Origin of the sequence: Gynuella sunshinyii YC6258 (assembly GCF_000940805.1) — a bacterium.
In the GTDB taxonomy this organism is placed as follows: Bacteria; Pseudomonadota; Gammaproteobacteria; order Pseudomonadales; family Natronospirillaceae; genus Gynuella; species Gynuella sunshinyii.
On the sequence record NZ_CP007142.1, the window covers coordinates 4,125,719 to 4,145,598 of the forward strand.

The 19,880-nt window shown below is 44.0% G+C and carries 17 protein-coding genes and 4 tRNA genes; 5 read left to right on the plus strand and 16 right to left on the minus strand.

The genetic code is table 11. The annotated features are described in order from the left end of the window. Positions 1 to 140: 140 nt before the first annotated feature. The 9 genes from YC6258_RS17070 to YC6258_RS17110 all read right to left on the minus strand — a co-directional run bounded on the left by YC6258_RS17070 (position 141) and on the right by YC6258_RS17110 (position 7,270). The gene (locus tag YC6258_RS17070; RefSeq protein ID WP_169749057.1) at positions 141 to 440 is read right to left on the minus strand and encodes an HU family DNA-binding protein; all 300 of its coding nucleotides are present in this window, start codon (positions 438 to 440) and stop codon (positions 141 to 143) included. 204 nt (positions 441 to 644) lie between these two features. Next, entirely contained in the window at positions 645 to 3,047 is a 2,403-nt protein-coding gene (gene lon, locus YC6258_RS17075; protein WP_245626951.1) for an endopeptidase La, read from the minus strand. A 133-nt stretch (positions 3,048 to 3,180) separates the two neighbouring features. Beyond that, on the minus strand, positions 3,181 to 4,470 hold the full coding sequence (gene clpX, locus YC6258_RS17080; protein WP_044618012.1) for an ATP-dependent Clp protease ATP-binding subunit ClpX: 1,290 nt from the start codon (positions 4,468 to 4,470) through the stop codon (positions 3,181 to 3,183). Positions 4,471 to 4,636: 166 nt separating this feature from the next. Beyond that, positions 4,637 to 5,269 carry an ATP-dependent Clp endopeptidase proteolytic subunit ClpP gene (clpP, locus tag YC6258_RS17085; RefSeq protein WP_044618013.1) on the minus strand — a complete coding sequence of 211 codons (633 nt, stop codon included), beginning with the start codon at positions 5,267 to 5,269 and terminating at the stop codon, positions 4,637 to 4,639. A 112-nt stretch (positions 5,270 to 5,381) separates the two neighbouring features. After that, on the minus strand, positions 5,382 to 6,683 hold the full coding sequence (gene tig / locus YC6258_RS17090; protein ID WP_044618014.1) for a trigger factor: 1,302 nt from the start codon (positions 6,681 to 6,683) through the stop codon (positions 5,382 to 5,384). Between the two features lie 149 nt (positions 6,684 to 6,832). Next, a tRNA-Leu gene (locus YC6258_RS17095) sits at positions 6,833 to 6,917 on the minus strand. Positions 6,918 to 6,960: 43 nt separating this feature from the next. Beyond that, positions 6,961 to 7,036, minus strand: a tRNA-His gene (locus tag YC6258_RS17100). Positions 7,037 to 7,057: 21 nt separating this feature from the next. Then, positions 7,058 to 7,134, minus strand: a tRNA-Arg gene (locus tag YC6258_RS17105). 59 nt (positions 7,135 to 7,193) lie between these two features. Next, positions 7,194 to 7,270: transfer RNA gene (locus YC6258_RS17110), tRNA-Pro, on the minus strand. A 208-nt stretch (positions 7,271 to 7,478) separates the two neighbouring features. On the opposite strand from YC6258_RS17110, the gene folD reads away from it, so the two are divergent. Genes folD through YC6258_RS17125 form a run of 3 tightly spaced genes read left to right on the plus strand, consistent with a single transcriptional unit; the run spans position 7,479 to position 9,618 of the window. Next, positions 7,479 to 8,342 (plus strand): bifunctional methylenetetrahydrofolate dehydrogenase/methenyltetrahydrofolate cyclohydrolase FolD, encoded by an 864-nt coding sequence (folD, locus tag YC6258_RS17115; RefSeq protein ID WP_044618015.1) that lies wholly within the window; start codon positions 7,479 to 7,481, stop codon positions 8,340 to 8,342. A gap of 18 nt (positions 8,343 to 8,360) precedes the next feature. Then, positions 8,361 to 8,852, plus strand: coding sequence for a peptidylprolyl isomerase (locus YC6258_RS17120; protein WP_044618016.1), 492 nt, complete (start codon positions 8,361 to 8,363; stop codon positions 8,850 to 8,852). A gap of 1 nt (position 8,853) precedes the next feature. Continuing rightward, positions 8,854 to 9,618 (plus strand): UDP-2,3-diacylglucosamine diphosphatase, encoded by a 765-nt coding sequence (locus YC6258_RS17125; protein ID WP_052830371.1) that lies wholly within the window; start codon positions 8,854 to 8,856, stop codon positions 9,616 to 9,618. Here YC6258_RS17125 and YC6258_RS17130 read toward each other — a convergent pair. Next, complete coding sequence (locus YC6258_RS17130; RefSeq protein WP_044618017.1) at positions 9,610 to 10,227, minus strand: MiaE family protein; 618 nt, start codon at positions 10,225 to 10,227, stop codon at positions 9,610 to 9,612. The genes YC6258_RS17125 and YC6258_RS17130 overlap by 9 nt on opposite strands. Before the next feature lie 189 nt (positions 10,228 to 10,416). On the opposite strand from YC6258_RS17130, the gene trmA reads away from it, so the two are divergent. Continuing rightward, the gene (gene trmA, locus YC6258_RS17135; RefSeq protein WP_052830649.1) at positions 10,417 to 11,505 is read left to right on the plus strand and encodes a tRNA (uridine(54)-C5)-methyltransferase TrmA; all 1,089 of its coding nucleotides are present in this window, start codon (positions 10,417 to 10,419) and stop codon (positions 11,503 to 11,505) included. A gap of 7 nt (positions 11,506 to 11,512) precedes the next feature. Here the strand turns inward: trmA and YC6258_RS17140 are convergent, their stop codons facing one another. Beyond that, on the minus strand, positions 11,513 to 12,283 hold the full coding sequence (locus tag YC6258_RS17140) for a hypothetical protein (RefSeq protein WP_044618018.1): 771 nt from the start codon (positions 12,281 to 12,283) through the stop codon (positions 11,513 to 11,515). 564 nt (positions 12,284 to 12,847) lie between these two features. Beyond that, on the minus strand, positions 12,848 to 14,914 hold the full coding sequence (locus YC6258_RS17145; protein WP_052830372.1) for a phosphatase PAP2 family protein: 2,067 nt from the start codon (positions 14,912 to 14,914) through the stop codon (positions 12,848 to 12,850). Positions 14,915 to 15,297: 383 nt separating this feature from the next. On the opposite strand from YC6258_RS17145, the gene YC6258_RS17150 reads away from it, so the two are divergent. Beyond that, positions 15,298 to 15,987 (plus strand): metallophosphoesterase, encoded by a 690-nt coding sequence (locus tag YC6258_RS17150; RefSeq protein WP_044618020.1) that lies wholly within the window; start codon positions 15,298 to 15,300, stop codon positions 15,985 to 15,987. A gap of 63 nt (positions 15,988 to 16,050) precedes the next feature. On the opposite strand, the gene YC6258_RS17155 is transcribed toward YC6258_RS17150, so the two are convergent. From YC6258_RS17155 to YC6258_RS17170, 4 genes are read right to left on the minus strand one after another with little or no spacing between them, the layout of a single operon-like run. Then, a complete protein-coding gene (locus YC6258_RS17155; RefSeq protein ID WP_044618021.1) occupies positions 16,051 to 16,659 on the minus strand; it encodes a PqiC family protein in 609 nt (202 codons plus the stop codon). A gap of 8 nt (positions 16,660 to 16,667) precedes the next feature. Further along, positions 16,668 to 18,386 (minus strand): PqiB family protein, encoded by a 1,719-nt coding sequence (locus YC6258_RS17160; protein ID WP_052830373.1) that lies wholly within the window; start codon positions 18,384 to 18,386, stop codon positions 16,668 to 16,670. Further along, positions 18,367 to 19,038, minus strand: coding sequence for a paraquat-inducible protein A (locus YC6258_RS17165; protein ID WP_211264553.1), 672 nt, complete (start codon positions 19,036 to 19,038; stop codon positions 18,367 to 18,369). Before YC6258_RS17165 ends, YC6258_RS17160 begins: the two co-directional genes overlap by 20 nt. Beyond that, on the minus strand, positions 18,993 to 19,619 hold the full coding sequence (locus YC6258_RS17170) for a paraquat-inducible protein A (RefSeq protein WP_044618023.1): 627 nt from the start codon (positions 19,617 to 19,619) through the stop codon (positions 18,993 to 18,995). Before YC6258_RS17170 ends, YC6258_RS17165 begins: the two co-directional genes overlap by 46 nt. Positions 19,620 to 19,880 lie beyond the last annotated feature (261 nt).

Genomic DNA, 19,880 nt, shown 5'->3' on the forward strand with positions numbered 1-19,880 from the left:
CATTAACCAAATAACAATATTGGCGAAGCTTGCGACATCATTAGGTTAAGTTCTTTATGATTATTTATTTAACCAGTGTCTAAAATTGATTTCTGACAAAAAAAAGCGTGCTTCATGCACGCTTTTTAATCATATTTCAATCAGTTAACTGCGTCTTTCAGTGCTTTACCAGCCTTAAACCCAGGAACTTTTGCTGCCGCAATGTCAATTGGCGCCCCTGTTTGAGGATTACGTCCAGTACGAGCAGCCCTTTCCTTTACCGCGAAAGTACCAAAACCAACGAGCACCACCTGATCACCATCTTTAAGTGCATTAGTGACAGACTCGATCATCGCATCCAAAGCACGCCCGGCTGCAGCCTTAGGAATATCAGCACCAGCGGCAACAGCATCAATTAATTCAGTTTTATTCACACTTTTCCCCTTTAATTTTTTTGGTATTTTTTGAAAGCCCTGGGTCCCCAATATCTTGCTATAAGCGAGAATTTTTCCTTCCCATGATTAAGATGAGAAAAAAACTCTTTAAGAAGGAGAAAGTTTACACCATAGCCTTTCTAATAATAATTATATTATTGTTTTGAATTCCAAGCCGATAAGATACCCGATCTTTATACCAAGCTCAGAATTCAAGTGTCAAGATGCGACTCAATGCGTATTTATGCGCTCAGCTTTATCAGAAACGGAGGCTTTTTCATTCCTCATTTCCTGTTCAACCTGCTCATCAGTCAAAGCCTGGGGCTTCTCAGCAAGAGCCACTTCCAGAACCTCGTCTATCCACTTAACCGGTTTAATATCGAGATCTTTTTTAATATTCTCAGGAATTTCCTTTAAATCACGCGCATTCTCTTCCGGTATCAGCACTATTTTAATGCCTCCTCTATGAGCTGCCAGCAATTTTTCCTTGAGCCCCCCAATAGGAAGAACCTGGCCCCGCAAAGTGATCTCGCCGGTCATAGCCACTTCTGACCTCACCGGAATTCTGGTAAGAGCAGAAACCAATGCGGTCACCATGCCGATCCCAGCACTCGGACCGTCTTTAGGAGTTGCACCCTCCGGAACATGCACATGGATATCAAACTTATCAATAAAGTTTGGATACACTCCCAAACTCTGACATCTGCTTTTCACTACGGTCAAAGCAGCCTGGATTGACTCCTGCATGACATCTCCAAGCTTGCCTGTCCGCGTAATTCTTCCCTTGCCTGTGGTAGCGCTACATTCTAGCGTCAAAAGCTCACCACCCACCGAAGTCCAGGCTAAACCAGTTACCTGGCCAATCTGATTTTCATCTTCTGCTTTACCGTATTTAAAACGACGAACACCAGAAAAATCTTCCAGATTATCCGTATCGACAGATACCGTCTTACCTGATTTATCCATCATATTCGTCTTGACGACCTTCCGGCAAAGTTTGGCGACTTCCCGATCCAACCCCCTAACACCGGCTTCACGAGTGTAATGACGAATCAAATCCAAAATCACGTCATCTGAGACATCAATCTCATTTTCCTTCAGCCCATTCGCTTCAACCTGCTTTGGCAAAAGGTATTTTTTTGCAATGTTGAGCTTCTCGTCCTCGGTATAACCTGGAATTCGAATCACTTCCATACGATCCAATAATGGTCCTGGAATGTTCATTGAGTTGGATGTACAAACGAACATCACATCGGAAAGATCGTAATCGACCTCGAGATAATGATCGTTAAAGGTATTATTTTGCTCCGGATCCAACACTTCTAACAATGCCGACGCAGGATCTCCGCGATGGTCCATTCCCATTTTGTCTATTTCATCCAGTAAAAACAGCGGATTTCGAACACCCACCTTAGACAGCTTCTGGAGAATTTTACCTGGCATAGAACCGATATAAGTTCTGCGATGTCCTCGTATCTCGGACTCATCACGTACACCACCAAGCGCCATTCGTATAAACTTACGATTAGTCGCTCGTGCGATTGATTGCCCTAAAGATGTCTTACCAACCCCTGGAGGCCCAACAAGACACAAAATAGGGCCCTTAACTTTTTTAACCCTATTCTGGACCGCCAAATACTCCAGGATTCTCTCTTTAACCTCTTCCAACCCATAGTGATCTTGTTCCAGGATCTCAAAAGCGCCATTCAGGTTATGTTTTAGCTTGCTACGCTTTTTCCAGGGAAGGTTACTCAACCATTCAATATATCCGCGCACAACAGAAGCTTCTGCAGACATCGGAGACATCATTCTTAATTTATTTAACTCTGCCTGAGCTTTTTCCAGAGCCTCCTTCGACATACCTGCGGACTCTATTTTTTTACTCAGCTCATCAAGCTCGTTGCCAGCACCATCTTCAAGATCTCCCAGCTCTTTCTGAATGGCCTTCATTTGCTCATTCAGATAATACTCCCGCTGGCTCTTTTCCATTTGCTTTTTAACACGACCTCGAATCCTCTTCTCAACCTGAAGCAGATCGATCTCAGACTCCATCACAGCCATTAGATGTTCAAGGCGTTCGTGAATACTGGCTATTTCCAAAACATCCTGTTTTTCAGTTATTTTCAGAGACATATGAGCAGCAATTGTATCAGCCAATCGCCCTGGGTCATCGATACTGGAGAGGGAGGTCAACACCTCCGTAGGAACCTTTTTACTGAGCTGAACATATTTATCAAATTGAGCCATGACAGATCGAATTAAAACGTCCTGCTCTGTCTCGCTTAATTCTTCCAAAGGCAATAACTCAACAGTTCCAAACATTGACTCATCAGCTGACCTGAGACTGGTCAATCTGGCTCTTCTCTCTCCCTCGACCAAAACCTTTACGGTTCCGTCAGGCAATTTCAGCAATTGCAAGATAGTAGCAACTGTGCCTATTTCATATATGTCGCCCACTTTCGGGTCGTCTTCTGATGCATTTTTCTGAGCTACCAGAAACACTCTCTTATCCTGCTTCATTGCCTGATTAAGAGCGTTAATTGATTTTTCTCTGCCCACAAACAAAGGGATAACCATATGTGGATACACAACCACATCTCTAAGAGGAAGCAGGGGCAGGCTGATTGGACCCATTGAGTCACTCATCTCCATTCGGAGTACCTCTATAAATTAATGCGTTTCTAAAATATTGAGACAAAAGCTACAGAAACAAGAATATTTTAAGAATCAGAAAGGAAAAAAGATGAATAAAAGAGCACCAGCTCTTTTATTCACTACCATTCGTACCAGACAAAACATGATCTTTGCCTTCGTATATCAATAAAGGCTCAGCTTCACCTTTGATGACTGCTTCATCAATAACAACCTTGGAAACGTCGTCTTCCGAAGGAATTTTATACATACTATCGAGCAGAACGTTTTCCATGATGGATCTCAAACCACGAGCACCGGTTTTTCTTTCCATCGCCTTATGAGCAACCGCCTTTAACGCATTCTCTCTAAACTCAAGCTCGACATCTTCCATCTCAAACAACTTTTGATATTGTTTGACCAGAGAGTTTTTCGGCTCAGTCAATATCTGTATAAGCGCAGCTTCATCAAGCTCAGTTAACGTAGCAATTACTGGCAAACGACCTATAAACTCCGGGATCAACCCATATTTGGTTAAATCCTCCGGTTCTACTTCTGCCAGAGCCTGCCCAATAGACTTGGCATCATCTTTGGCCTTAACCGTTGCGGAGAAGCCTATACCACTTTTTTCAGAACGGTCACGAATAATTTTATCCAAACCAGCAAAAGCGCCACCACATATAAACAGGATATTGGAAGTATTTACCTGTAGAAACTCCTGCTGAGGATGTTTACGTCCTCCCTGCGGAGGAACAGACGCCACCGTACCTTCGATGAGCTTCAACAAAGCCTGCTGAACACCTTCTCCCGAAACATCCCGAGTAATCGAGGGGTTATCAGATTTACGAGAAATCTTATCTATCTCATCGATGTAAACAATCCCGCGCTGCGCTTTTTCAACATCATAGTCACACTTCTGCAGCAGTTTCTGAATGATGTTTTCAACATCCTCACCAACATACCCTGCTTCCGTCAACGTTGTTGCATCAGCAATAGTAAAAGGAACATTCAACAATCTTGCCAATGTTTCTGCCAACAGCGTTTTTCCACTTCCCGTTGGACCAATCAGCAAAATATTGCTTTTACTAAGCTCTATATCCGCTCCATGACTTTCACCAAAGCGAAGACGTTTATAATGATTATAAACAGCAACCGCCAAAACAGTCTTGGCTCGGGCCTGCCCAATAACATACTCGTCCAAGGTTTTTCTAATTTCACCCGGGGTCGGGAGCTTATCAGATTCTGACTGCTGATTTGTTTCCTGCAATTCTTCACGGATGATGTCGTTACACAAATCAACGCATTCATCACAAATGAATACCGATGGCCCTGCAATCAGCTTTCTGACTTCATGTTGGCTTTTGCCACAAAACGAACAATATAGCAGCTTACTGTCGTCATTCTTACCTTTGGTATCGTCGCCCATCCGACTACTCCATTCTATTTTCTCACGAAAGGCTCTTATAAAGATGAAACCAGATGACTTATATTGCAAGTCATAATTCGCGAGAATTTGTTACCTTTTCAAACAATAAATGTTTTTAAATTGCAATCGTAACCATTTGATTTTAATGGATTAATTTATACAAACGCTATCGGTGATTTAAGACGTTGTCAATCAAACCGTAATCAACTGCCGCCTGAGCATTCATAAAATTATCACGATCGGTATCTTTTTCTATTGTCTCAATGTTCTGACCAGTGTGATGAGCCAGGATTTCATTTAGCTTCTGCTTCATTGACAGAATTTCTCTGGCATGAATTTCAATATCTGTAGCTTGTCCCTGAAACCCACCCAAAGGCTGATGTATCATCATGCGAGAGTTTGGCAAACAAAACCGCTTTCCTTTAGCACCGCCCGCAAGCAACAGAGCTCCCATACTTGCAGCCTGACCAATGCACATCGTACTGACATCTGGCCGAATGAACTGCATCGTGTCATAAATCGACATCCCCGCAGTCACCGAGCCTCCTGGAGAATTTATGTACAGATGTATATCTTTATCAGGATTCTCTGACTCCAGAAACAACAACTGTGCCACCAGCACGTTTGCCATATACTCTTCTACGGGGCCAACTAGAAATATCACCCTTTCTTTCAACAGTCGGGAGTATATATCCCACCTTGACTCACCTCTGGCGGTTGTCTCAACAACTTGTGGGATAATGGTGTTTTGTACATAGTTTCCGTATGCGTATTCTTGTCCTTCAAATGACTTGGTCATTTTCTGCCCCTTTTTCGCAGCACCATAAAACAAAAACAGTTGATACCACAGGTATCAACTGTCAGTGTAGCTCATTTACAATAGACTGTAATTAGGGCGCTGGATATTACTTTCAAGCACCCTGCTTAACAGAATCTTCATAAGTGACCGATACCTCTGTCACCTTTGCTTCTGAAACAATTTTTTCGATTACTGCGTCTTCTATCACAACAGCCTCAACCTGAGACAACTGCTCTTTGTTATTATAATAATAATCAATTACAGACTGCGGATCCTGGTACACAGATGCCAACTCTTCAATATAGGCACGAACCGCCTCTGACTCTGCCCTGATCTCAAATTTCTTGATAATCTCATTCATAATCAGACCAGTCTTAACGCGACGCTCCGCCTGATCTTTAAATAGCTCATCCGGCAAGGCATTAGGATCAAACTCCTGCCCGCCACCAAACTGCTGAACAGCTTGATACTTTAATCGCTGAATTTCGTCTTTAGTCAGAGCAGCAGGAACAGGAATATCATGTTTTTCCAACAACTGAGTAACCACAGAATCCTTCAGTTTACGACCCAGAGCCTGCTTACTTTCACGTTCCATATTCTTTTGGATGTCAGCTTTGAACTCATCCAGATTTGTCGCTTTGCTATTAAAGGACTCAATAAACTCCTGATTAATTTCCGGGAGTTTAGGCTCCTGAACAACATGAAGTTTAATATCAAACTCAGCATCCTTTCCTTTAAGATTTTCGGCCTGATACTCATCCGGAAACCTGACCGTAATTGTCTTTTCCTCACCGACAGCCATACCCTCAACACCTTCTTCAAAGCCTGGTATCATTCTGCCAGACCCTAAAACCAGCTCTTGGGCTTCAGCCTTCCCACCTTCAAACTCTTCACCGTCTACACGCCCAACAAAGTCAATTTTGACTTTATCATCTTTTTGGCATGCCCGATCAACATCAACATACTCTGCTTTCTGTTTTTGCAAACTCTGCAGCATATTGTCGACATCAGCCTCCAGCACCTCAGCGGACGCTTTTTCCACTTCTAGTGAAGACAAGTCGGCCAGTTCAATTTGAGGATAAACCTCAAATGTCGCAGTAAATTCGAAGTCTTCACCTTTCTCATTCTTAACCGGCTCTACTGTAGGCATCCCAGCCGGAGTGATTTTTTCCTGACTAATAGCCTCAATCCATGAGTTGCGCATCACTTCTCCTACAACTTCCTGGCGAATTCCTGCACCATAACGCTGACGCACAACACTGACAGGCACTTTGCCAGGACGGAAACCATCAATTTTCACGCGACGAGCTGTGTCTTTTAAGCGCTTTTCTACTTCGGAATCTATTTTCTCGGCGGGCAGACCAATAGTCATGCGACGCTCAAGACTGGAAGTGGTTTCAACGGAGATTTGCATACCTGCCCTCGATAATTAACTTTTGCAATCATAGTAAAAATTTAGGGGCGCAACTCTATATAGGGTTACCCCAGCAATCAAGCATTCCTGCTGACCAAAATCGTATTTTTTGACCGGGTTATATCGAAATATGAAGAGACAACAGGAATTGGTGCGGATGGAGAGACTCGAACTCTCACGCCTCTCGGCACTGGAACCTAAATCCAGCGTGTATACCAATTTCACCACATCCGCTAAATATGAAGTTCGGCCGAATATCAGGCCTGAATAAATAAAATGGGGTGGACGATGGGGATCGAACCCACGACCACCGGAATCACAATCCGGGGCTCTACCAACTGAGCTACGCCCACCATATTATTTCCCACTCTGCTTGGCGCACCCGGCAGGGCTCGAACCTGCAACCTACGGCTTAGAAGGCCGTTGCTCTATCCAGTTGAGCTACGGGCGCAACGCTCATATGCCTGTCAGGGCTTATTTGTATTTCTCATACAGAGTCAGAAATGAAATTGGTCGGAGCAGAGGGATTCGAACCCCCGACCCTCTGGTCCCAAACCAGATGCGCTACCAGACTGCGCTATGCTCCGACTTTTCGAAAGTTTTGGAAGTCACTCTCGAAGTGGGGCGCATAATACGGACTGATATTTTCGCCGTCAATGATTTTTTTAAATTTTTGTATAAAAAACAACGTCATAGCCAACTTTAGCTATTTGGCATAGGGGTTCTTTCAGCTTGGCAGTGCAGCCAAGGCATGCAAAAATGCCGGACTTCAAAGCTTCCACTGAAGGAATCCGAATGCCAGCTAAGATTATCGATGGCAAAGCAATTGCCCAGCAGGTGCGCCAGGATGTGGCCCAAGCCGTTTCTGATATGAAAAAGAAAGGCTATCGGGCACCAGGATTGGCCGTCATCCTGGTTGGTAGTGACCCTGCTTCACGAGTATATGTCGGCAGCAAACGCAAAGCCTGCGAAGAAGTGGGGTTCAAGTCCATTGCTTATGACCTGCCCGTCGAAACCAGTCATAAAGAACTGGAAAGATTGATCGCACAACTCAACGAAGATGAGACAATCGACGGAATTTTGTTGCAACTACCACTACCGGACCATATCGATAGTAGTAGTCTGCTGGAACAGATTGTTCCGGACAAAGACGTCGATGGCTTCCATCCGTTTAATTTTGGTCGCCTTGGCTTACGCGCACCGCAGCTCGAAAGCTGCACACCTAAGGGGATAATGACCCTATTGAATAGCACCGGAGTGTCATACCATGGCATGGAAGCCGTCGTCGTGGGTGCCAGCAACCATGTTGGCAGGCCCATGGCCCTGGAGCTACTGCTCGCAGGATGTACAGTGACGGTTACACACAAATTCACCAGGGATTTGGAAGCACACGTCCGACGTGCCGAAATACTCGTCGTTGCGGTGGGCCGAGCGGGAATGATCCCCGGAGACTGGGTCAAGGAAGGAGCAGTTGTTATTGATGTTGGTATTACCAGACTGGAAGATGGTTCATTAACTGGCGATATAGAGTTCGATAAAGCTAAAGAAAAGGCAGCTTGGATCACCCCTGTACCAGGTGGTGTTGGACCAATGACGGTAGCCACCTTGATGCAAAATACCTTAATAGCAGCCAGAAGACTGCATTTGAAAATCGATTAAAACCTATAGGACACACAAATGGTGACGTTAAAAACCAATTTTGGTGAAATAAAGTTGGAACTGTTCGAAGAACAGGCTCCCAAAACATGTGCAAACTTTCTGAAATATATTGATGATGGTTTTTATAACGGGACGATTTTTCATCGCGTAATTAATAACTTCATGATTCAGGGTGGCGGCATGGAACCGGGTATGCAGCAAAAAACCACTAATGCCCCCATCGAGAATGAAGCCGATAATGGGTTGAAGAATGAAGTGGGAACTATTGCCATGGCCAGAACCATGGATCCACATTCAGCAACAGCGCAGTTCTTTATTAATGTTGCTAACAATGACTTCCTCAACCACAGCGGCAAGAATATGCAAGGCTGGGGCTACGCTGTGTTTGGAAAAGTTGTAGAGGGAATGGATATTGTCAACCAGATCAAAAGCGTCAAGACAACCAGCAAAATGGGTCATCAGGACGTTCCAATCGATGATGTCATTATAGAATCCTGCACCAGAGACTGAGATGGCTGTAATTTTCGTCTCAGATATGCATCTGACAGACAATAAGCCTGACATTGCTCAGGCTTTTTTTGGCTTTATGGACAAGTATCAGCAAGATATTTCTTCCATTTATCTTATGGGCGATCTGTTTGAGTTCTGGATAGGCGATCAATTCAACTCACCTATCGTCACTCAGTTTAAAGAACGTCTGGCCAAACTGAGTCAGCACGGCAGTATTTTTATTCAGCACGGCAACAGAGATTTCCTCATTGGAAAGATTTTCTGTCAACAAACCGGGGCGCAACTGTTGCCTGACCCCTGGAGAGTTACCTTGCACAATACTCACACCCTGTTGAGCCATGGCGATATATTTTGCACTGATGATATTGCCTATCAACGATTACGAAGCATTCTTCGCTCAAAGATCGTTTTATTTCTGACGAATACACTCCCCTATCCCATCCGCTATTTTGTAGCCCAACGAATCCGTTCTGGCAGTCGTCAACGGCAACAAAAGGAATACGAACAAACCCAAATGCGCTCCGACATCAACACTCAGGCAGTTGAAAATACATTATATCGGTACGATGCCAAGTTGGTTATCCATGGCCATACTCACAAACCAGGACTACATGATCATAGTAACCGCTGTCACCGCATGGTCTTAGGTGACTGGTCACCCGAGGGAGGCATATTTGCACGCATGCAACAAAACCACCTCCTTCAACTTGTCCGATATAACCACCCCAACCAGACCGAGGAAGTCATCGCCGAACTGTTATTGTAGAACCCCTGAATGAAAACGAAACTCAGTGTCATCGGATTCAATTAATAGGTTCTCAATTTCCCTAAAATACTGAACGCGATCAACCAGTGATTCATCGGTATACAGGTCGGCGAGCTTTAGATAATCACGAAAATGACGCGCTTCTGACTTCAATAATGAACGGTAGAATGCTGCCAACTCATCATCAAGCACGGGTAATAAGGCTGCAAAGCGCTCACAGCTTCTGGCTTCTACAAATGCTCCGATTATCAACTTGTCGATCAACATCCCTGGATCCTGTTTGCGTATATGCTGGTGCAGTCCACCAGCGTATCTGGCTGCGGAAAGGTGACCGTACTCGATATTGCGCTGCTTCATGATTTTGAGCACCTGGTCAAAATGCACCAACTCTTCTCTAGCCAATTTACTCATTTTGGTCAACAGCTCGGGCTTATCGACATAGCGGTACATCATGCTCATTGCAGTTGAAGCTGCTTTTTTCTCGCACTGGGCATGGTCTATCAGTAGAATGGGCAGGTTTTCCATGGCAGACTTAATCCAGGCTTCTGGAGTCCGACATCCCAAAAATTGATAAATCGCCTCAAGGTCAGCCTGCACTGCTTCCGTCATATTTTTTACCACCCCTAAATTTGAAAGTCGCGAATTCTACCGCAGCCCCCTACCCCATATCAGCAAAATTTCCTGCCGACTTAAAAATTATCAACCACTCTTCAAGATAACGGTATAAATAATTAGAACTTCAAATTGGATGCAAGATCATTATGATTGCGGACCCAATTTCTGTACCAGTTGATAATTATGTCTGTCGGCCAAGTATATCCTGAGCTCTACCAACAACAGCTAGAGCACAAAACCAACGAGATCATCGGGCAAATTCACGCTCGTGGATTGGTGTTTCCATCACCGAAGATTTTTGAATCAAAACCTTCACACTATCGCATGAGAGCTGAGTTCAGGGTCTGGCATGAACAGAACGACAGCTTTTACATCATGTTTGATCCGAATACCAAGGAAAAGGTCCGAATAGACCAGTTTCCAGTTGGTAGTCTTCGTATTAACGAACTGATGACTTCTCTGCGCCAATACTTTCTGGCCAATAAACAGTTGCGACACAAACTTTATCAAGTGGAGTTCCTGACAACGAGCACAAATGAAGCGCTTGTCACAATGATTTACCATAAAGTGCTGGACGAAGACTGGATCGAACACGCCCGTCCTCTTGCCACTCAATTGAATATCAAACTTATTGGCCGCTCACGCAAGCAGAAAATATTGCTCTCAGATAACTGGGTTGAGGAGAGTTTTCACGTTGCCGGGCGCGACTATCATTATCGTCAGGTGGAAAATACATTCACCCAACCCAATGCGGGTGTCTGTGTCGAGATGCTAAACTGGGCGTACACCCAGGCAAACGAATGCACCGGTGATCTGCTGGAACTATACTGCGGCAATGGCAATTTTACACTACCACTGGCTGCCAGATTTCCAAAAGTTCTGGCCACCGAAATTTCGAAAAACTCAATAAAAACTGCTAACGAAAACGCTCTTCAGAACAACATCAATAACGTCTCATTTTTTAAGGCCAGCAGTGAAGAATTCAGTTCTGCATGGTTAAAAAAAGAAGCACGACTTCATCAAAAAATGAATCTGAATGATTATAAACTGGAGACACTTTTTGTTGATCCACCACGTGCCGGATTGGATCCCTATACTCTGGAACTGGCAAGAAACTTTAAACACATAATATACATTTCGTGCAATCCACAAACGCTTATAGACAACATTGCAAATTTGTCCGACACCTTTGTGGTCAGCACTTTTGCGCTATTCGACCAATTTCCATACACCCATCATATGGAATGCGGCGTTTTGTTAACACGCAGATAAAGTCCAATCACTTATTGTCTTTCTTAAGAACAAAACCACTGTGGAAGTGAAATGGAATACCCTCATCAGTCTGGCCAGAAAGGTTTAATTCATATAACTGGTTGACTTTTAACTCGGGGTATTCCAGCCCCCAATGAGTCTGACGAGTCTCTGCTGCCTTAACCAGTTGACGATGAGTATCTACCATTTCATATAACTCGAGCCGATATTGGTTCACGCCCTCGAGGCTTTGCCATTTAATATCGAGCATATGTGTTTTTCTATTATGTGACAGGTGAAACCCAATGAATGAAAGAGCCTGTGAAACATTTGCCGAAGGTGAGTTGGCCAACTGAGTATGATCACTACCAAAAGTAGTAATCACTACTTCTTCATTCCATAAATTTATCCTGCCAACCATAAATGTAAGAAGTGCTGTCATAGGAATAACGAAAAACCAACTTCGATCCGGTTTTAAAAATGTGATGATACTTCGCCAGGAATACCTTTTTTTTGTGCGCAAGTCAGTTGGCCTGAGATACTCGGCCAAAGCCAGTGTATGAGCCTGCTGATATACCAAGCGTTTGAGACTTTCCCGATCAGACTGTTGATTAAGAGAGCTCAGATGTTGTTCTACAATAGCCCTGGCCTGTTGCATGCTATGAGCTTTTGTTCTGCACTCAGAACAATTCTCCAGATGCTGACGCTGGTTTTCCAGGCTGGCCTGTGTTGGGTCCTGAGCGTATTCATGTAAATCATTTTCTGTTAAGTGCCGATGCTTTGCTTCACCTGCGGTCATATCTAGATCCACCTAGTTTGCTCATATCTAAAACTGACCAGCGAAAATATGTCCCGAAAACCGACTGATAGTATTATTATTCCCTGGCCCAGCCGACTGGTCAGTTCCTTCAGCGCATAATTCTAAAATAGTACATTTATAGAAGAGCGCTTAACTTTTTGTATAGAACATCAAACTCTTTCTTGTAATAAGCCCAGTCAGAAAACAAATGTTACTCATAGTGAACAACATACATACCCTCGCACATGGCCAGTAGCTCAAAATATACGTTCGACATGTTCATATTCGTAGCACATGTTCAAGCTTGTTGCGTATTTAACATCAGACTTATTGACTTCAGATACATTCATCATGGGCGTATTGTAATTTTTATAATAGCAACCATCACAAATTTGTCATGCCAGAGAATGCCATCACAAAAAAATAAATTCCAGGCGCGATCAGCGCACCAAGTTGAGGCAGAAAAAGAACTCCAGCTATTTCAGCGGAACTACTTGAAAAACAAAGAATGAATGTGGAGGCAAGAGCATAGTCGTTACTGATCTATGCTCTTAATTGACAGCACTAGAGCTTTATAACAATACGGTTATCTTCATAAACAATATCAAGCAACCTGTCATCTTGTGTCACCGCAGATTCAAAACGGCCATGAATTTGATCGGCCTGAATGATCGCAAGCGTATCGCCCTGCTTAAACTGATCAGCAGTTTCCAGATCAATCAAGACATTACCAGCTTTAATATTCATGTCTCCATGAACTATGAGATCAGCTTGATTATGCCCTCTCAAATCAAAAGACAGTGTACCGTTTATCTGAGTGTAGTGATTACCGATGACAAGAGGTTTTTTTGATCGGACAATAATAGCACCAGCATTTACAAAGACATCACCAGATCCAAATGCGCTACTTGACGCGGCCACCAATGTTCCGCCGTTCAACACCGTTCCACCGCTATAACTGTTACTTCCAGTTAACACCAATTTCCCACTTCCGGATTTAACAAGCTTACCCTTACCATGAATATCGTTATCCCAGGAATCAGCTGCGCTAAAATATCCTTTTGTTGCATCCATATTCACGTAAACATCTCCCACAAATGCACCATAACCATCTGCAGCAGTCACCAGATCAATACGCCCCCATCCATTTGAGTCATCCAAAACCGGATAACCGGAATCAATACCCGTTGTATAGAGAACCACTCGCCGCTGCTGCGCAGTCAGATATGGAAAACGGGATTTCAACAATACTTCAGCGCCTTTTGGGACAATCATTTCCTGCCCCGCCTTCGCAGGATTCTGCTTAAACGAATAAGCCAGTTTCTCGCGATAATAGGCTTTGTTTGCTTTGTCATCAGCAAACGGGTCATCAGCGCTTTCTGAGTGAGCATACTGCATCAGAGATTTTTCATCGCGGATTCGCGCTTCAAAGTATTTACGGGTGTTAGCTAGCGCAGCATCCGCATCATCAGAATATCGGTTGATATAGGCAGCCGCGAGCGCTGTGGCCATAATACGCCCACCGATGACATCCAATGGAGAGTGATAACCAGAAATGATTCTATCCTCACCCAACTTTGCCGCCCTGGTGAGTAATTCAGGATAACGTTCCGGAACAGCATAAGCATAAGCAAAAGCTGCCAGATACCCAGCATTCGTATGACCACTGGGAAATCCACAATCTTTGTGGCGACCTCGATTTTCCAAGGAATAAATTAGTGCAGGAACAACCTGGATATGCGAATCATAGACTGGAATAGTCCTTTGACCCATCTTCCGATTACCTTCCTCTCGTGCGTCACCAGAACCAAGTCTTATGGTTCCTGTCTGCCTCACATTACCGTTATCATCCATCGTCCATGGGCGAGGCGAACAATAGAAATACTTGGCTGGAGAAGTGGTGCCTTCTGGTCCTCTCATGATATTCAGAAACTTCACAAAAAAACCTAGCTCAGAATCTACTGAAGCAGTACTTGAATCCATCTCTTCGTATGTAATGATCTCATTAACATTGAAAAATTTTTCATTTGATGCATCTAAATACTGATCAGCGATATTATGTTGAATCAGCGTGTGAGCACCAGATCCCTGCTTATACCATTCAGCCAACGGTCCCAAACCATCAATAAGGCTATTATTTTTTGAACGTAAGTCATCAAAATATGCACCCAGGGCATCCTGATAGCTTCGCTCATATCCCGGTACTGAGCCAGTCACCCGCAACGAATACGACATATTTTCCCGCCACACAGCAGCATCAACAATATGGGTACTCGCAAAACGGTCTTTAGGTCCACTACCATTGGCCTCCCCGTTTGCCCACTTCGCATCCCCCAGTGACCAGACTTCGTCAAACCCTTTAAGCAGCTGAATAACGGGATTAACTGCACGATCATATTTGTTGATTAAGTTGCCATGAGCATCTTTACCAGTCTGTGCAATAAAGTTATCTACGACCGGTAATGGATACACGACGTCAGGTTCCGCAATTGTCTTTTCATAACCCAACCCAGCAGGTTCTGCAGGAAGGTTTACAATTGCCTTGGTATTATTGTCGGCACAATTAGTGAAGATCGGCATAAATGCCACTGCCATAGCGAGTAACTTATATCTGCTATTAATCTTGTTCATGTTGCCACCTGTCATTCTTGTAATTGTCATTTTAAATCGACTTTTTATATGACACTTTTATGAAAACAGATGCAATCAATAGAACTTCATTTGAATTTTTTTCATTATCATGCAAAAAAATTCACTTGCCACTCTGGTATTTATTGACACCCCCTCTTATCTCTTTTCTATCTCGGTTATTTAAAACAACAACGTCATATACGGATGAATTGGTTCTCAATGCTATACCTTTGAGTCATATCACCGAAAACTGGCACACCACCTTTTCATGGTTAAAATACCTGTACGACCAACCTGCCCATCACTACTGACTCACCTTGAAAATATTACAGCGACTCATAACTTTGATAGAGTGACTCTCTAAATCATCAGACATCAACCTCATGCCCAAACATTTACGAGTTAAAGCAAATTTGTCGGGACGCGATTTTGTGATCGGTGACTTGCATGGTATGTATCATCAATTGGAAACCAAACTGAACTGGGTAAATTTTGACAGTACACGAGATCGTTTATTTTCTGTTGGGGACCTTATTGATCGGGGTGAGGAAAATCTTCGCTGCTTGAAGTTATTGAATGAACATTGGTTTTTTTGCGTGCGTGGTAATCATGAGCAAATGTTGATTAATACTATTTTGGATAATGATCCAATTGCTGAAAAAATCTGGCATTTCAACGGTGGAAGCTGGGCGACAACTATAGACAAGAAGCTGCTTAAAACGATAGCGCGCCAGTTACGCAAGTTACCCTGGACCATTGAGATTGAATCTCCGGTCCCAGATGATGATCCTGTCGGCATTTGCCACGCGGAATATCCTCTGTCTACCTGGAAACAACGGACCAGAACCCACAGCGACCTGTTTTATCATGATCTTCTGTGGTCACGAAAACAGACCACCCAGCGATATATTCGAAACATTAGCGGAGTACAGGCAATATATTGTGGTCACACGATTTTCGCAGAACCATTGCAATTGGGTAATTGTCATTTCATAGATACGGGATGCTTTCAAACCGGGCGATTGCACATAAAACAGTTATTTATTGACCCGGAGACCATCAAAGAGATCTGAACGATCTACGTTATCACCAGATCAATAACTGCGCAGGACTCACAGCGGAGCAAGTGTTAGTGGTTAACTGGCAAAAGCACTGGGACATTGTGACAACCCATTTTCATCGACAGTTCCAGCTATATCACTGGCCAGGTCAGCTAAAATCTGTTGCATCCCAATCGCAATCGCCTGAAATCCACGATTCAAAGGCTTGTTAAGCTGACTTCTGCAAGTCAATCGAATAGACGATGTGTCTTTAAAACCTACCGTCCAATCTGCAATCAGCACAACTTTCTCATCAGGCCAGATATCCAGCCTTCTGACCTCAATATTGACTCGTAGCAGCCGCTTCGATGCGGTGTCAGCCAATCCCCGGCTACTGGGTACTTGCCAATATGCGGATAACTGGTCCGAAAGAGACTCTGTCAACTCTTCCCCAAGATTGCTGGACCACTGCTGGTTATCCAGCAACAAAACACCATTTGATCCATTACGGACAACGAACTGAGGTCGGTCAAGCGCATCGGGAACGTATACAGGTAATACTTCGATTACAAACGGCACAACAGCTGAATGCAATTGAGTTTGAGGTTTAGCGCTCATTAACGTGTAGTAATGAATCGGTGCTGATACACACGATGACATCAACGCCACTGCTATCAACAATACTCCAAAAAATGCTTTTTCCATATTTTCGCTTACTCCACTCGAACATTTTCTGGCCGGCCCCGAATCAAGGCCTCGGGGTTCCGGCCCAGTAAATCTGTAAGATTACGTAGGGATTTAGCTGCACGTTGAAGTTCCAGCATCGTCTGTTCCAGGCTTTGCTGCATGGGAGCATCTTCAACAAGCAGACCATTGATCTGCGAGAATGTCGTTTGCAGTTGCCGGGAAGTCTGCTGGAAAGACTCCAACGTCTGAATAGCACTTTGCTGCAAGGGAGATTGGTCATCCAAAGTTCGGCTCAATTGGGTAATCATGGTATTGATACTACCTAATGTATTGCTCAGCTCCGGTACTATGCCGGTATTAAACTGTTTAATGGTTTTATCCAGGTCAATCAGGCTTTGATCCAAATGAATGGCAATACTGTCCAAAGGCATTTTTTCTATCTTGCTCATGAGGCTTGCGAGCTGAACCTGCAGTCGGTCAAAGTCGCCATCCACAGTGGGCAGTACTATTGGCTCAGCCGTGGCGTCAAAATCTACTTTTTCGGCATTTGGCATAAAATCCAAAGCAACATACAACTGCCCGGTAATCAGGTTTCCAGTGCGAACCTGTGCTCTCAAACCGTTATCAACGAGACTTTTGATAAAAGCAATAATCTCTGCATGACTGCTGTTGTCATCAGGTAATTTATTACGGACTGACCCCAGTCGACCGGGATAAATCCTGGTTGCCACCTCTGCGGGGAACAGACCGGTTTGCTGATCATAGTCCAACTCAATTGAGACGACAGAGCCAATATTCACACCTGAAAACTCCACTGGGGCACCAACCGTCAAACCACGCAGTGGCTTGGAAAACCGCAGCAACACCGAAATAGCCACACCATCGGGTGGTTTCATCGCGTCATCTTTATCAACTGCGAGAATAAAAACGTAGGTGGAAGAGGCTGGCCTTGAGTTGTCTCCTTCTGGAGCAGCAAACGCAATGCCACCAGCAAGAACGGATGCAGCTGACTGAGTATTCAACTTAAGACCGTCGGCACTTAGAGAAATGTCAACGCCTCCGGCATTCCAGAAGCGGGTATCCTCTGTAACAAACTTATCATAAGGTGCATCTATAAAAACTCTTATATCAACACTGTCTCCGCGATCAGACAGCTGATAAGAGGAAACCCTGCCCACTTGTATTCGACGATAATATACAGGTGAACCGATATCCAGTGACCCCAGATCATCTGCCTGAATAGAGAACACTGTTCCGGGCATACCATTGATCACAGAGGGAGGCGTTTCGAGCCCGGTAAATGTCTGAGTCATTGAATCGGAAGTCCCTACATCCACACCAATGTATGCGCCAGAGATCAAGGTATCTATCCCCGATACGCCACTAAGCCCGATTCTGGGCCTGACTACCCAAAATCGGGTATCACTTCGCGCCAGTCCCTCTACGCTCTTTTCCAGCGCAACCGTGGCCACAACGTAAGATTGATCCTCATTTAAAGTGACAGATGTAACCTTACCAATATCAACATCCTTATATTTTACAGGGGTTTTTCCAGCTTCAAGACCACTGGCAGTCAAAAATGTGATGGTGATTTCCGGACCTTGTGCAAGCCAGTTTTGAACAAACATGACGATTCCAATCAATATTGCAGCAAATGGTACTAACCAAATGAGAGATACCCGATGCTTGGAATAGGTTATATTTGGAGTGGTTAACTCCTGCATATCATCTTTGTCCTGACTCATTGTGCTCCTTATAATCCCATATCAAACGCGGGTCAAAACTCATTGCCGAAAGCATGGTCAAAATAACCACCAAACCAAAATATAAAATCCCCATCCTCGGCTCGATATCGCTAAGAGCTTTGAACTTAACCAGAGCAGATACCAAAGCCACCACCACCACATCAAGCATCGACCAGTAGCCAATAAACTCGGTGATACGATAAAGTTTAGCCCGTTCGCGCATGGCCCAGGCACTATGCAGTTTGACGCTGACAGACAAAGTAATCAGTACAATAAATTTAAAGCACGGTACGACCACACTGGCTATAAATATAATTACAGCAATATCCCATGAACCAAGCTTCCAGAACTCCATGATGCCGGCCATAATAGTGCTCTCTGTTCTACTCCCTAACATCTGGGTATACATTACGGGCTGGATATTCGCAGGAATATACAGCGCCATTGCCGCAACCAGTAACGCCCAGGTATGAACCAAACTATTGTGCTTTCGTCTGTGCAAAGGAGAATGACAACGAGGACAGCGTTTCCCAATAGCACCTGCCTCGGATACCAGTCCACATACATGACACCCGACCAGGTTCAACTGCTCAGCCTTGTAGAGCATCATAGTTCCGAAGTCTTCTGATAAAGACGTTGCTGCAACAGCCATATCGGCTCAAAGCTTTTATTGGTTATCAACGTCATCATCCAGGTCAACACTGCAGTAGCCCATAAACCCATGCCAGCGGCAACATCAAGATAACCGGACAACTTCACTACAGCCACTAAAATACCGAGCATACAAACATCAATCATACTCCAAGGCTTTAAGGCAATGAGAAGCTTAATAAGCATCCGCCAAAAAGGAGCCTGTCGATTTAAAACAGAAAAAGCCAGTAACCAAAGCAGCAAACTTATTTGTATCGCAGGAATCACGATAACAACCAGCAATATAGGAACAGCAATTAACGCCACATCAGTTCGCATAAATACTGCGACGGACTGCCATAATGTGATTTCATTTTGTAGTCCTTGAAAACTGATCCGAATTACCGGAAAAAAATTTGCCATGAGAAAAACGAACAAGGTTGCAATCACCAAAGCCAGCCATTGCATCAGGTCAAGCCGTTCCGAACGATACAATACCGCATCACACACATAACAGCGGGCAATCTCTCCAGATTTTAAAATTCTGCGAGAATAGACTCTGTCGCAATATTCACAAATAGTTAGATGAGGGTACGTACGCATTTAAAAGATTCTGAATCAGACTTTGTAGAATGGCCTCGCCCTACCTCACGAAAGCCAGCAACCGAGGTAAAGATTCTAACCTTTTAAACTGCATAATAGGTGAACAAATATGAGTCATGTCTGGTTCATTTGTCTTATATTCTTACATCTGGATATCCAAATGTGAGAATAGACCCTCTTAACGCGCCCTGATCGCCGCTAATCAATGCAATTGACCCATTTATCCCGGTACAAAAAACATGAGACTTTCCTAACATGTTT

Excerpts from the sequence above, each read along its gene's own strand:
- lon (WP_245626951.1), bottom strand. The coding sequence starts at position 3,047 with ATGGGTCCAATCAGCCTGCCCCTGCTTCCTCTTAGAGATGTGGTTGTG.
- YC6258_RS17140 (WP_044618018.1), bottom strand. The coding sequence starts at position 12,283 with ATGACCGCAGGTGAAGCAAAGCATCGGCACTTAACAGAAAATGATTTA.
- YC6258_RS17155 (WP_044618021.1), bottom strand. The coding sequence starts at position 16,659 with ATGGAAAAAGCATTTTTTGGAGTATTGTTGATAGCAGTGGCGTTGATG.
- trmA (WP_052830649.1), top strand. The coding sequence starts at position 10,417 with ATGTCTGTCGGCCAAGTATATCCTGAGCTCTACCAACAACAGCTAGAG.
- folD (WP_044618015.1), top strand. The coding sequence starts at position 7,479 with ATGCCAGCTAAGATTATCGATGGCAAAGCAATTGCCCAGCAGGTGCGC.
- YC6258_RS17145 (WP_052830372.1), bottom strand. The coding sequence starts at position 14,914 with ATGAACAAGATTAATAGCAGATATAAGTTACTCGCTATGGCAGTGGCA.
- YC6258_RS17120 (WP_044618016.1), top strand. The coding sequence starts at position 8,361 with ATGGTGACGTTAAAAACCAATTTTGGTGAAATAAAGTTGGAACTGTTC.
- tig (WP_044618014.1), bottom strand. The coding sequence starts at position 6,683 with ATGCAAATCTCCGTTGAAACCACTTCCAGTCTTGAGCGTCGCATGACT.
- YC6258_RS17130 (WP_044618017.1), bottom strand. The coding sequence starts at position 10,227 with ATGACGGAAGCAGTGCAGGCTGACCTTGAGGCGATTTATCAATTTTTG.
- YC6258_RS17165 (WP_211264553.1), bottom strand. The coding sequence starts at position 19,038 with ATGGCTGTTGCAGCAACGTCTTTATCAGAAGACTTCGGAACTATGATG.
- YC6258_RS17160 (WP_052830373.1), bottom strand. The coding sequence starts at position 18,386 with ATGAGTCAGGACAAAGATGATATGCAGGAGTTAACCACTCCAAATATA.
- YC6258_RS17125 (WP_052830371.1), top strand. The coding sequence starts at position 8,854 with ATGGCTGTAATTTTCGTCTCAGATATGCATCTGACAGACAATAAGCCT.
- YC6258_RS17150 (WP_044618020.1), top strand. The coding sequence starts at position 15,298 with ATGCCCAAACATTTACGAGTTAAAGCAAATTTGTCGGGACGCGATTTT.
- clpX (WP_044618012.1), bottom strand. The coding sequence starts at position 4,470 with ATGGGCGACGATACCAAAGGTAAGAATGACGACAGTAAGCTGCTATAT.
- YC6258_RS17170 (WP_044618023.1), bottom strand. The coding sequence starts at position 19,619 with ATGCGTACGTACCCTCATCTAACTATTTGTGAATATTGCGACAGAGTC.
- clpP (WP_044618013.1), bottom strand. The coding sequence starts at position 5,269 with ATGACCAAGTCATTTGAAGGACAAGAATACGCATACGGAAACTATGTA.